Below are 13879 nucleotides of genomic sequence, written 5' to 3'. Positions count from 1 at the left end.
AATTGGATAAATAATCTGCTTTTCTTTTTTATAATAGTGTGTTAACATAATAACACACTAAATTTTTGGAGGTTTCTAATGAAGAAAGACGAATTTAAGCCGTATATTCCGGCTGACAAAATTACGCCTGAGTTTACAGTGACATCTGTCATTATGGGTATTCTTCTGGCAATTATTTTCGGCGCAGCCAATGCGTATCTTGGTCTGCGTGTCGGAATGACTGTATCTGCTTCTATTCCGGCAGCAGTTATTTCCATGGGCGTTATCCGCGTCATTATGAAAAAGGATTCAATCCTTGAAAGTAACATGGTACAGACAATCGGTTCTGCCGGTGAATCCCTGGCAGCGGGAGCAATCTTTACACTTCCTGTATTGTTTTTATGGTCAAAGGAAGGTATTACAGAGGCTCCAAGCCTGATTACCATTTCATTAATCGCATTATTCGGCGGTATCTTAGGTGTGTTATTCATGGTGCCGTTAAGAAATGCACTGATTGTAAAAGAACATGGTGTGCTTCCGTATCCGGAAGGTACAGCCTGTGCAGAAGTTCTTTTAGCCGGTGAAGAAGGCGGTGCAAGTGCGAAGTCTGTATTTGCAGGTATGGGACTTGCTGCTTTATTTAAGTTTGTAGTCGATGGACTCAAAGTGATTCCAAGCGTTATTACAGTACCACTCAAGGCATTCAAGACAGAGCTTTCAGCAGAAGTATATCCGGCACTGCTTGGTGTAGGTTATATCTGTGGACCAAAGATCGCATCTTATATGTTTGCCGGCGGTTTAATCGGATGGTTTGTACTCATTCCGGCAATCATTACATTTGGCGGTTCCACAATCCTTTATCCGGGAACAAAGACGATTGCTGATATGTATGCTGCAGGCGGTGCTTCCGCAATCTGGAGCAGCTATATCCGATACATCGGTGCAGGTGCCGTAGCTGCGGGTGGTATCATCAGTTTAATTAAATCCCTTCCGTTAATTGTAAGAACATTTGCAGATGCAATTAAGGGCATGAAGGGTGCAGGAAACAGCAACAGCGCTGTTCGTACAGAAGTAGACCTTGATATGCGTGTAATCGGTATCGGTGTATTAATCATGATTATTGCAATCTGGCTGTTACCGGAAATTCCGGTATCTCCGCTCGGAGCAGTTATTATTGCATTATTCGGTTTCTTCTTTGCAACGGTTTCATCCAGAATGGTTGGTATCGTCGGAAGCAGTAACAATCCGGTATCCGGTATGGCAATTGCAACCCTGTTATTTTCTACACTCTGCTTAAAGGTGACAGGAGATACAGGTGTACACGGCATGAAGGGTGCTATTGCAATCGGTTCTGTTATCTGTATCATCGCAGCAATGGCCGGTGATACTTCACAGGATTTAAAGACAGGTTATATCCTTGGTGCAACCCCGAAGAAACAGCAGATCGGTGAATTAATCGGTGCAGTTGTTTCAGCAGTTACTATCGGAGGCGTTCTTGTATTACTGGATTCTGCATGGGGATTTGGTACAACAGAGCTTGCAGCACCACAGGCAACTTTAATGAAGATGATTATCGAAGGTGTTATGGAAGGAAATCTTCCTTGGGCGCTGGTATTCATCGGTGTATTTATTGCAATCGTTGTTGAAATTCTTGGAATTTCCGTACTTCCTGTAGCAATCGGTTTATATCTGCCACTGGAATTAAGCGCAACAATTATGATTGGTGGTGTTATCCGCTGGTTCGTTGACAAGAAGAAGGCTGATAGGGAAGAAAATAAAGATGCAAACAGTGGAATCTTATTCTGCTCTGGTATGATTGCCGGTGAGGGTCTTGTAGGTATCCTTCTTGCAATTCTCGCAGTTGTCAACGTAGCCGGTAAGATTGATTTATCAGGCAGCTTTACAACCGGAATTATTGGCGGCGTTGTATTAATGGTTGTTATGATTCTGTGCATCCTGAAGTTCTCACTTTGGAGTAAGAATGGCAAAGAAAACAAGTAAAAAAGATTTAAGAAATTATCTGGATTTTATACCGGTGCATCATGAGCAGTATTCCTATACGGTGTCAGATAATGGTGCAGTTACGGTTTACGTGGAAAATAAAGGCGTATTTAACAAAATTGCCCAGGTGGTTTTTAAAAAGCCGCGGATTTCCCAGATTCATCTGGATGAAATGGGGAATTTTATCTGGCCGTTAATGGACGGAAAGAATACGGTATACGATATTGCAGAACAGGTGAAAGCGCATTTTGGCGAAAAAGCAGAACCGCTTTACAACCGGCTGGTGCAGTATATGAGAAATCTGGAAAGCTACGGATTTATCCGTTTTAAAGAGTAATAGAAAGCGGCAGGCACATGGAATAGGGTGCCTGTCTTTTTTTATAAACGTCAATAAAAATCAACATGAATCTAAAATATCTGATATTTTAAAAAATTCCAACACCTAATATAATAAAACTATCAAAAATGTTTCTGCTGTTTTAAAGGAAAACAGCAGGGGAATGGAGGGTTTTATGAAAAAAAGAAGAATGACAGCCGCGTTTTTAGCAGCGGCACTTGGGGTAACAGCATTGACAGGCTGCGGAGGCACAGGCGGCAGTACCGATACGGGGAAAAGCACAGAGGCTGAAAAAATCAGTACAACGATTACCGTATGGGGCTGCGCAGAAGATCAGGCAGACGAGAATGGCAAATGGCTTCAGACGATGTGTGAAAAATTCAACACAGAACATCCGGAATGGGATCTTACATTTGAATACGGTGTCTGCTCCGAACAGGATGCCGGAAAGACCGTTCCGCAGGATCCGAGTAATTCAGCCGACGTATATTTCTTTGCAAATGACCAGTTACAGACATTAATTGATGCGAAGGCAATAGCAAAGCTTGGCGGTGAAACGGCAGATTACGTAAAGAGTACAAACTCACAGGCAATTGTAGATTCCGTTACGGTAGACGGAGCAGTTTACGGTGTACCATTTACAACCAACACCTGGTTTATGTATTACGATAAGAGCAAATTTACAGACAGCGACGTGAAGAGTCTGGATACAATGCTTGCAAAGGACAAGGTTGCATTTAATATCACAGAAGGCTGGTATATGTCATCATTCTTCCTTGCAAATGACTGTGTATATTTTGGTAAAGACGGAAAAGATAATGCAGCAGGAATTGATATTTCAGGTGATAAGGGTACAAATGCAACGAAAGCAATGGTATCTATGGTCAGCAATCCGAATTTTGTAAACGATGCAGGCGGTGTCGGAATCGCAGGTCTGCGTGACGGCAGTGTTGCAGCTTATTTTTCAGGTTCATGGGATTATAAGAATGTAAAAGAAATTTTGGGTGATAATTTTGGTGCCGTACAGCTTCCGACAGTCAAGATTGGCGGTACGGATAAGCAGTTAAAGGCATTTGCAGGTTCTAAAGCAGTTGCCGTGAATCCAAACTGCAAATACCAGCAGATTGCCGTTGCACTTGCAAAGTATTTAGGTGGTAAGGAAGCACAGCAGTCCCATTATGATTTACGTAGTGTAATTCCTTGCAACACAGAACTGCTGGCAGTAGAGCCGGTTAAATCCGATGTGCTTGTAACTGCACAGAATAATACCTTTAACAATACTGCTGTTATCCAGCCGACGGTAACCGGTATGAATAATTACTGGACACCGGCACAGAACTTCAGTAAATCCATTGTTAACGGAGAAATTACACTGGATAATGCAGCAGAAAAGACAGAAGATTTTTACAAATTGATTAATACATCAATTGTAAAATAGAAATAAAACGCGCACAGCGTTTGGAGGTTGCGTATGGAATTGGTTAATGCGTTCAAAAAGGGAGATTGGCTCACAAGAAGTTCTGCAATTGTGATGGGATTTGGCAATATCCTCAGAAAACAATTTATCAAAGGAATCTTATTCCTTTTCACAGAAGCAGCTTTCCTATTCTTTATGGCAGCCTATGGCTGGCAGTGCCTTCTGGCACTGCTGGGCCTTGGTGAAAAAGAACAGGGAGAAGTGTGGAATGAAACACTGGGCGTCTATGAATATGTTCAGGGAGATAACTCCCTGTTAATTTTACTTTATGGTATTGCAGTTTTATTTATTTGTGCCGCATTTATCTGTGTGTGGGCAGGTGCGGTAAAAAGTGCGTATCAGGCACAGGTCTGTATTGAAAAAAATAAGCCGGTGACAACATTTGCAGAGGACATTAAGTCCCTGTTTGATAAAAATCTGCACAAACTGCTTCTGACACTGCCGGTTGGCGGCATTTTAATTTTTACGATTCTGCCGCTGATATTTATGATAGCCATGGCATTTACAAATTACAGCAAAGTAGACAGCCATCTTATCCTGTTTGACTGGGTGGGGCTGGAAAATTTCCGGCAGATGTTTGATGTAAGCGGAACGCTCGGAAAAACATTCTGGTCTGTGCTTGGCTGGACAATTGTCTGGGCGGTATTTGCAACAGGTTTAAATTACATCTTAGGCATGCTGCTGGCGCTGCTTATTAATAGGAAGGGAACAAAAATTAAAGGCTTTTGGCGGCTGATTTTTATTTTGTCGATTGCCATTCCGCAGTTTGTGTCACTGCTTGTTATGCGCAGTATGCTAAGTCAGGACGGCATTATCAATGTAATGTTAAAAAATGCTGGCTGGATTCAGAAGTCCCTGCCGTTTTTCTCTAACGTCGCATGGGCGAGAATAACGGTAATTGTTGTTAATCTGTGGATTGGTATTCCGTATACGATGATGCAGGTTACGGGAATTTTACAGAATATCCCATTGGAGCTTTACGAAGCGGCAGAAGTAGACGGCGCTGGTCCGGTAATCCGTTTCTTTAAAATTACATTGCCGTATATGCTGTTTGTGACAACACCATATTTGATTACGACATTTACGGCAAATATCAACAATTTTAACATTGTTTATCTTTTAACAAAAGGCGACCCGGTGCTGGCAGGCAATACCGCGGGAAAAACAGACCTTTTGGTTACATGGCTGTATAAGATGACGGTGGATTACCAGTATTACAATCTAGGTGCCGTTATCGGAATTATGACCTTTGTATTTTTGGCAATCGGTTCGCTGCTTGTATACAGACGGACGAAATCCTATAAAGACGAGGAGGGATTTCAATGAAACGAAAAAAGAAAATCAACAATATACTGGTGCATCTGTTTTTAAGCGTGCTTGCAATTATCTGGGTCAGTCCGCTGTTCTGGATTATCCTTACAAGCTTCCGCGCACAGAAAGGCGCTTATACCTCGTCCTTTTTTCCGAAAAAATATACATTTAACAATTATATCAAATTATTTACGGATACCGGAATTTTAAATTTTCCGAGAATGTTTGGCAATACGCTGTTTATTGCAATCTGTTCCTGCATTATTTCAACATTTTTTGTATTGTCCGTGGCATATTGTATGTCGCGCCTGCGCTTCCGTTTAAGAAAGCCGATGATGAATATTGCAATGATACTCGGACTGTTTCCGGGATTTATGGCGATGATTGCGGTTTACTATATTTTAAAAGCAGTTGGACTTTCAGAAGGCTCCATGATTCGTGTGGCACTGATACTGGTTTACTCCGGTTCGTCCGGAATCCAGTTTTATATTGCAAAAGGATTTTTTGACACAATTCCAAAAACGATTGATGAAGCGGCTATGTTGGATGGTGCTACCAAATGGCAGGTGTTTACAAAAATCACTATACCGCTTAGTAAGCCAATTATAGTATACACGGTGCTGACGACCTTTATCGCACCATGGGTGGATTTCATCTTTGCAAGAGTAATATGCCGTGCCAATGCCGATTATTATACGGTGGCAATTGGTCTGTGGCAGATGCTTGAAAAGGAATATGTAGACAGCTGGTACACCTGTTTTGCCGCAGGAGCAGTCTGCATCTCAATTCCGATTGCAGTGCTGTTCATTTTCATGCAGAAGTGTTATAATGAGAGCATGTCGGGAGCGGTCAAAGGGTAGTGTCAGGGCTTTTTGCAGAGAACGCCTCAACGTGTTACTTGACTTCGGCTTATTCCTGTGAAATGCCTGCGAGAGCGTGATGTAGCAGGGCTTTTTGCAGAGAACGCCTCAACGTGTTACTTGACTTCGGCTTATCTCTGCAAAAAGCCTGTGGAGAGTGGAGGCGCGACAGGGCTATTTCACAAAGAACGCCTCACCGCTGTCGCTTGACTTCGGCTTATCTTTGTGAAACAGCCTGTGCGGATGGTTGGGCGGCTGATTTCTGTAAAATGCCTGTGGAGTGTGTGGAATGATAAAAGGATTTAAAAAATTTTGTTTGTGTCTGCTGGCGGCGGGAGCTGCGGGCGGGATTTTAGCCGGGTGTAACAGCCCGGCTAATCGTGTTTTGTCCTCGCGGCAGGAATATGCAGAGCAGATGCAGGCTGCGGTATCCACGCCGTTTGGCGCGTATCCCGAAACGGTTGTGTATACACTGGGAAAGATGATAAGCACGAATAATTCCAATATGCCGGCGGGGGATACGTATGAAGACAATGCGTATACGCGGTATATTAAGGAAGTGATTAATGTCCAGAACAGGGATGTTTTTGAAGAAGCCGATAAGCAGTATGATACCAACGTGAGCATGGCGATTGCAATGAATGAACTGCCGGATATTATGCTTGTGAGCAATTATGAGGACTTGGAAACGCTTATCGAAAATGATATGATAGAAGACCTGACGGTAGCGTATCAGAACTGTATCAGTGACAGAATACGTGAAATGTATGCCAGCTACGGCGAAGACCTGATAGACAGCGTGACATTTGACGGTAAAATTATGGCATTGCCCGAAACGAATATTACGGACGGACCGAACCTTGTGTGGCTGCGGAAAGACTGGATGGATACGCTGGGACTTTCGGCACCGCAGACCATAGAAGATGTGGTTGAAATTGTACGTCAGTTTGTAGATAATCAAATGGGTGGGGAAGAAACCGTGGGACTGGTCTGTGATACACAGATTGCAGGCGAGTGCGGCTACAGCAGTGAATATCTGCTTGATTTGATTTTTGCTTCTTATGGAGCATACCCAAAGCAGTGGATTACAGGTGATGACGGCGAGGTGGTATACGGTTCGGTGACAGACGAAGCCAAAGCGGCGCTTTCATATGTGCATACACTTTATAATGAAGGAATTCTTGAAAAAAATTTTTTGATACATACAACATCGAATCTGATTGAAATGATAGAACAGGGAAAATGCGGCTCGTTTTTCGGACCGTGGTGGGCGGCAAATAATCCGCTGGCATCTGCGGTCAGTGCTGTAGCGCAGTCTGAAAAGCCGGACTGGCAGCCGTATCTGATAGCGACGGATGCGCAGGGCAATACCTCGTATCACAGCCAGAATCCGGCATATAAATATGTGGTTGTAAGGAAGGGTTACGAACACCCTGAAATTGCCGCGAAGATGATCAGTGTAATGTTTGACAAAATCCGCTATGAGTGTGATTCGTCCGAAGAATTTGAAAAATATTATCAGTTAAATGTAGAACCCACGGCAAGACCGCTGGCAATCAATGTGGATTATAACAATGCGCTGGAGCTGTGCTATGAGGATATTGCGGCAGTTTTTTCCGGCGAAAAGCAGGAAGACGATTTAAAGCTGCTTGAAAAGTCTTATTATACTGCGTGTAAAAATTATATGGAAAATAAAGAATCTGCAGGAACCGATGCATGGGCGGCGTATATGACACGGATTAAAGCGTGTGAGGCAATCCGGGAAGGCTCGGTGATTACAGTACCGTCCTTGTATTTTAAAACCACTAAAACCATGAAATCGGAGTGGTGGAAATTAAAGGAAAATGAAAAAGAAGTCTATTTAAAAATCATCTGCGGCGAAGAACCGCCGGAATATTTTGATATCTTTGTGCGGTCATGGCAGGAAAATGGCGGCGCACAGATTACAGACGAAGTAAAAGCCGCCCTTGCGGCAGAATGAGGAAGATTTTGGAAAAACTAGAAGTATTAAAGAAGGTATTTGGTTACGACAGTTTCAGGGAAGGCCAGGAAAAAATTATTGATGCGATTCTGCGGGGGCAGGACGTACTGGGCATTATGCCGACCGGCGCGGGAAAATCGATCTGCTATCAGGTTCCGGCGCTGATGTTTCCGGGAATTACGGTAGTGGTATCGCCGCTTATTTCCCTGATGATTGACCAGGTGAAAGCATTAAACGATGCCGGAATCCATGCGGCATATATAAACAGTGCCCTGACGGAAACACAGATTACAAAGGCACTCTACAATGCAATGTGCGGGCGGTATAAAATTGTATATGTTGCACCGGAACGCCTTGAAACCGACCGCTTTCTGGAATTTGTCATGAATGCCGATATTTCCATGATTACAGTCGATGAAGCGCACTGTATTTCCCAGTGGGGACAGGATTTCAGACCGAGCTATCTAAAAATTGTCAATCTGATAAAGCGATTTCCGAAACGTCCCGTTGTCAGTGCATTTACGGCAACGGCAACGCAGACGGTTAAAGAAGATATCCAGTGTATTTTAGGACTGCAGAATCCGGAAGTATTAATCACCGGATTTGACAGGAAAAATCTGTATTTTGAAGTGCGCAAAACAAAGCAGAAGGATGCCGAAATTCTGGATTATCTGGAAAAACACAAGGGCGAGAGCGGTATTATCTATTGTTCTACAAGAAAAAATGTGGACAATGTATATCTGATGCTGCGTAAAAACCGCATTGCTGCGGCGCGCTATCATGCGGGTCTGGACAATGACACCCGCAAAGAAAGCCAGGAGGATTTTATCTACGACAGGGCGCAGGTGATTGTGGCGACCAACGCATTCGGCATGGGCATTGACAAATCCAACGTGCGTTTTGTCCTGCATTACAATATGCCCGCGTGTATTGAGAATTATTATCAGGAGGCGGGGCGTGCCGGACGTGACGGTGAGCCTGCCGAGTGCATTTTGTTTTATTCGCCGCAGGATGTGGTTATTCATGAATTTCTGATTGAACAGAAAGGGCAGAATACTGAATTTACGCAGGACGATTTAGATGTTATCAGAGAAAATGATATCCGTCGTTTAAATAAAATGCGTTTTTACTGTGCAACTAAAGAATGTCTGCGGGAATATATGCTCAATTACTTCGGGGAGTATACAAACCGCAGGGAATGTGGTAACTGCGGCAACTGCAATGCTTCCTTTGAAGAAAAAGACGTTACGGTGCTTTGCAGGGATATGATTGCCTGTATCCGGGAGAGCGGACAGCGGTATGGAATGGGAGTCATTATGGGCATTTTAAGAGGTTCAAATACCGCAAAGTTAAAAAGCTACGGTGTCAGCCGCTATGAAACCTTCGGAATCCAGAGCAAAACAAGCGAAGCGCAGCTAAAGGCGGTTGCAGAAGAACTGCTTTTAAAAGGGTACTTGACAGAAACGCCGGACATCTATAGAATAATCAAGCTGGATAAAACATGCGAAGAACTTTTAGATGAGGGCGCTTCTTTTTTAATCCGCTGGTCAGAACGGACGGAAAAAATGGCAGAGGCAAAGGTCAAAACGGCAAAAAGCCGTGCAACCGATACGCTTTCGCCAAAGCAGCTTGCGCTTTTTGGTGCGTTAAAGCAGCTGCGTCTGACACTTGCAAGAGAAGAAAATTTACCGCCGTACATTATCTTTTCGGATAAGACACTGATTGACATGTGTCATAAAATGCCGCATACACAGCAGGAAATGCTTGATGTCAACGGTGTCGGTGAAAATAAATTTGCGCGGTATGGAGAAGCATTTATCCGGTGTATTGAACAAAACAGCTGATGATTCTGTACAGAATGTGTTTATCAAGTAATTACGGAGGTTTCTCATGACGAAGAATATGACAGAGGGTTCACCGATGAAGCTGATTCTGGGATTTTCCATACCGATGCTGTTTGGTATGCTGTTCCAGCAGTTTTATAATCTGGTGGATACGATGATTGTAGGAAAAACACTGGGGGTTGATGCGCTGGCAGGTGTCGGTGCAACAAGCAGTATCAACTTTATGATTATTGGTTTCTGCATGGGCGTGTGTGGTGGATTTGCCATTCCCGTGGCACAGCAGTTTGGTGCGCAGAAATATGAACAGCTCAGGCGCTATGTATACAACGGCTATTTATTAAGCGTTGTGTTTTCGATTGTGCTGACGGCGCTTTCCGTCTTTTTCTGCCGGAATATTCTGACGGTAATGCGCACGCCGGAGAGCATTTATGAATATGCGTATGCGTACATTGTCATTATTTTTGCCGGAATTCCGACCGTATTCTTATATAATATTGTATCCAGCATTATCCGTGCACTGGGGGACAGCAAGACACCGGTCATCTTTCTGGTGTTTTCGGCAGTGTTAAATATTATTCTGGATTTTGTATTGATTCAGGGACTTAAAATCGGTGTCGCGGGAGCAGCTGTGGCAACCGATATTTCACAGCTTGTATCGGGTGTTGCCTGTCTGATTTATATGAATAAACGCTACGAGGTTTTAAAGCTTTCGGCAAAGGACCGCAGGGCGGGAAAACGGTATATGATCAATCTCTGCATGAACGGGATTCCAATGGGGCTTCAGTATTCAATTACGGCAATCGGCAGTGTTATTTTGCAGACCGCCGTCAATACGCTCGGTGCAACGTATGTAGCAGCGATGACCGCCGGCAGTAAGATTTTTACATTTACGTGCTGTCCGTTTGATGCGCTCGGTTCCACTATGGCAACCTACGGCGGGCAGAATGTCGGTGCGGGCAAATTAAAGCGCCTTGGAAAAGGAATCCGTGCAGCAGGCATTATCGGTGCGGTTTACAGCGTGGGTGCGCTGATACTGCTGTATTTCTTTGCCGATTACATCGCCCTGCTGTTTGTCGATGCAAATGAAGTGGAAATCATTCATCTGACATATCAGTTTATTTTATATAGTGCGCTGTTTTATATTCCACTGACCTTTGTCAATGTTGTGCGTTTCTGCATACAGGGTATGGGCTTTTCGGTATTTGCGATTCTTGCAGGCGTATTTGAAATGGCGGCAAGAACCTTTGCTGCAGTCCTGCTTGTGCCGAAAACGGGCTACACCGGTGCATGTCTTGCCAATCCGTGTGCATGGATAGCCGCCGACATCTTTCTGATACCGGCATTTATTTACTGCTGTAAGCGGCTGGAAAAAAGCACGCGCAAAGGCAGAACGGCGATGAGCGTGTAAAAAGGATCTTCCTTACCGGGTAAAACCGGCAGGGAAGATATTTTTTTCGCCTTTTTACATACATTTTAAAAAAATTTACGGATATTTTACTGTAATAAGGTAGTAGATTTTACAAAGTCTGGGATAAACTAAATAATATAAAGAGCGAAAACAAACAACCCTGTTGGCAGATGAGAAATCGCCTGCGCGAGTTTCTCATCGCCACCTCGCAACAAGGTTGCTCGGAAAATCGGAATGGAGGAAATATGCCATCAACATATGCACATTACAGAATGGGGCAGGAGGTTTATCGTAATCTCACAGGAAAGCCCAAACAAATTATAGAAAAGTACAAGGAATTATATGATATCGGACTGCATGGACCGGATATTTTGTTTTATTACAAACCGCTCTTTGCAAATCCGGTCAATCAGGTCGGATATGCGATGCACGACCGTCCGGGCATTGAATTTTTCAGGCAGGCATCCTTGGTGATGCAGAAAGCGGAAAATAAGGAAGCGTGTGAAGCGTATATTTACGGCTTCTGCTGTCATTTTGCACTGGACGTCAGCTGTCACGGCTACATTGATGAAAAAATTGCGGAAAGCGGGGTCAGCCATACGGAAATCGAAGTGGAATTCGACCGTAAATTAATGCTGACGGATGGGTTTAATCCGCTGACACACAATCTGACGGGGCATATTCATCCTACTTTGAAAAATGCCGAGGTTATCAGTCCGTTTTATAAAAATGTAACGCCACAGCAGGCAGAGCAGGCATTACAGGGCATGATTACCAATAATAAACTTTTAATAGCTCCATCCTATTTTAAGCGTTTTTTGATTTACGGTCTGTTAAAGGCAACGGGAAATTATAAGGAAATGCACGGTCTGTTAGTCAATTACAACGAAAATCCGCAATGCACGGACAGCACCCAGATGCTGATGCAGCTCTACCGCGATGCCGAAAAGCTGGCGGAGCGGTTAATTGATGAGTATGAGGACAGCGCATCGGGAAAAATTCCGTTCGATAAGCGGTATGGTCTGACTTTTGGCGGTAAAGAAAAAGATGAGCCGCTGGAAATGTGCGGGTAAACAAACGGCAGAACGTATATCACTTAGAAATGGAGCAGAAAATGGGAAAGAAATTAACAAAAAATGAAAGAAACTGGATTTTGTATGACGTGGGAAACTCAGCGTTTACACTGCTGATTGCGACAATTTTACCGATTTATTTTAATTATCTGGCGGGCAATGCCGGGATTTCATCGGTGGACTATCTGGCATATTGGGGATATGCGGCATCGGTTGGCACGATTCTTGTAGCACTTGCAGGTCCGGTGCTTGGAACCATGGCGGATACCAAAGGGTTTAAAAAGCCGTTTTTTACGGCGGCGATTTTAACAGGCGTAGCTGGTTGTGCTTTGCTTGGACTTGCAAAAGGCTGGCTGTTATTTCTGGTTATTTACATTATTGCAAAAGTCGGATTTTCAAGCAGCCTGATTTTTTATGATTCCATGCTTGGTGATGTGACAGACGAAGACCGCGTGGACTATGTTTCTTCGGCAGGGTATGCATGGGGATATATCGGAAGCTGTGTGCCGTTTATTGTCTGTCTGGTGCTTGTGCTTGGCAGCGGAAAAATCGGTATCAGCATGGAAATGTCAATGATGATTGCATTTTTAATTATTGCCGCATGGTGGCTTGTGATGTCGCTTCCGCTATTAAAAGGATATGAACAGAAATTTTATGTGGAAAAGCAGAAACACGCGGTAAAAGAAAGCTTCTGCCGTCTGGGACAGACCTTTGGCAATATCCGCAAAGAAAAACATATTTTTATGTTTCTGCTGGCATTTTTCTTTTACATAGACGGTGTATACACGATTATCGACATGGCAACGGCATACGGCTCTGCACTGGGGCTGGACAGCACAGGACTTTTACTGGCACTGCTTGTTACGCAGCTGGTTGCATTTCCGTGCGCAATACTTTTCGGAAAATTATCCGGCAGAATGGAAACCTGCCGCCTGATTACCGTGTGTATCTTTGCTTATCTTGGAATTGCAATTTTTGCCGTATTTTTAAAGAGCCAGATTCAGTTCTGGATACTTGCGGTACTGGTTGGAATGTTTCAGGGTGGAATTCAGGCGTTGTCCCGTTCATATTTTACAAAAATCATTCCTGCCGAAAAGTCCGGAGAATATTTCGGACTGATGGACATCTGCGGAAAAGGCGCATCATTTATGGGAACAACGATTGTAAGCCTTGTATCGCAGATAACCGGAAACATCAACGCCGGTGTAGGTATGATTGCAGTTTTATTTGTAGCAGGCATTATTTTGTTCCGTAAATCAGTGTCACTTTGCAATACAAAGTCCCATGTACAGGAAACGCCTCACCGTTCCCACTTGACTTCGGCTTATTCCTGTACATGGGACGGGGAAGGTGTGGCAGCTCCGGGGAGTGAACAGGAAGTGGTATAGAAATTAAAAGATGAAACTTTGCAAGAAATGTAGTGCAGAGTTTCATCTTTTTGTATTTTAAGGGGTAAAGCGATGCACAATATATAGAATGAAATTTATAAAGAAGTTGGAAAAGTTGCATTTTTTATTCAAAAAAGGTTGGAAAAGTTGCAAAAACAGGGCTATTTTGGGTTGGAAAAGTTGCAAAAATCCTCTTGACATTCCAAAAACTTGAATCTAC

10 protein-coding genes are annotated in these 13879 nt (G+C 43.6%); all 10 read left to right on the top strand.

Annotation, left to right across the window (positions count from 1 at the left end):
* Positions 1–78: 78 nt before the first annotated feature.
* The 10 genes from WMO37_RS05425 (at position 79) to WMO37_RS05380 (ending at position 13659) form a co-directional block, all read left to right on the top strand.
* Positions 79–1980, top strand: a complete 1902-nt coding sequence (locus tag WMO37_RS05425; RefSeq protein WP_022432042.1) for an OPT family oligopeptide transporter — start codon at positions 79–81, stop codon at positions 1978–1980.
* On the top strand, positions 1961–2317 hold the full coding sequence (locus WMO37_RS05420) for a PqqD family protein (RefSeq protein ID WP_022432041.1): 357 nt from the start codon (positions 1961–1963) through the stop codon (positions 2315–2317). The genes WMO37_RS05425 and WMO37_RS05420 overlap by 20 nt, the downstream gene beginning before the upstream one ends.
* A gap of 175 nt (positions 2318–2492) precedes the next feature.
* Positions 2493–3755: an extracellular solute-binding protein gene (locus WMO37_RS05415; protein ID WP_349154498.1), complete on the top strand. Its 1263-nt coding sequence runs from the start codon at positions 2493–2495 to the stop codon at positions 3753–3755.
* A 33-nt stretch (positions 3756–3788) separates the two neighbouring features.
* On the top strand, positions 3789–5120 hold the full coding sequence (locus WMO37_RS05410; RefSeq protein ID WP_349154497.1) for a carbohydrate ABC transporter permease: 1332 nt from the start codon (positions 3789–3791) through the stop codon (positions 5118–5120).
* Positions 5117–5965 (top strand): sugar ABC transporter permease, encoded by an 849-nt coding sequence (locus WMO37_RS05405; protein WP_349154496.1) that lies wholly within the window; start codon positions 5117–5119, stop codon positions 5963–5965. Before WMO37_RS05410 ends, WMO37_RS05405 begins: the two co-directional genes overlap by 4 nt.
* 289 nt (positions 5966–6254) lie before the next feature.
* The gene (locus WMO37_RS05400) at positions 6255–7946 is read left to right on the top strand and encodes an extracellular solute-binding protein (RefSeq protein ID WP_349154495.1); all 1692 of its coding nucleotides are present in this window, start codon (positions 6255–6257) and stop codon (positions 7944–7946) included.
* An 8-nt stretch (positions 7947–7954) separates the two neighbouring features.
* On the top strand, positions 7955–9790 hold the full coding sequence (gene recQ / locus WMO37_RS05395; protein WP_349154494.1) for a DNA helicase RecQ: 1836 nt from the start codon (positions 7955–7957) through the stop codon (positions 9788–9790).
* A 46-nt stretch (positions 9791–9836) separates the two neighbouring features.
* A complete protein-coding gene (locus WMO37_RS05390; protein ID WP_349154493.1) occupies positions 9837–11198 on the top strand; it encodes an MATE family efflux transporter in 1362 nt (453 codons plus the stop codon).
* A gap of 245 nt (positions 11199–11443) precedes the next feature.
* On the top strand, positions 11444–12271 hold the full coding sequence (locus WMO37_RS05385; RefSeq protein ID WP_349154492.1) for a zinc dependent phospholipase C family protein: 828 nt from the start codon (positions 11444–11446) through the stop codon (positions 12269–12271).
* A 41-nt stretch (positions 12272–12312) separates the two neighbouring features.
* The gene (locus tag WMO37_RS05380) at positions 12313–13659 is read left to right on the top strand and encodes an MFS transporter (RefSeq protein ID WP_349154491.1); all 1347 of its coding nucleotides are present in this window, start codon (positions 12313–12315) and stop codon (positions 13657–13659) included.
* Positions 13660–13879 lie beyond the last annotated feature (220 nt).

The sequence above is a fragment of the Lachnospira intestinalis genome (genome assembly GCF_040095895.1).
Classification (GTDB): Bacteria; Bacillota; Clostridia; order Lachnospirales; family Lachnospiraceae; genus Lachnospira; species Lachnospira intestinalis.
The sequence above is the reverse complement of the archived record's forward strand: the minus strand, read 5'-3'. Positions and strand labels throughout refer to the sequence as shown.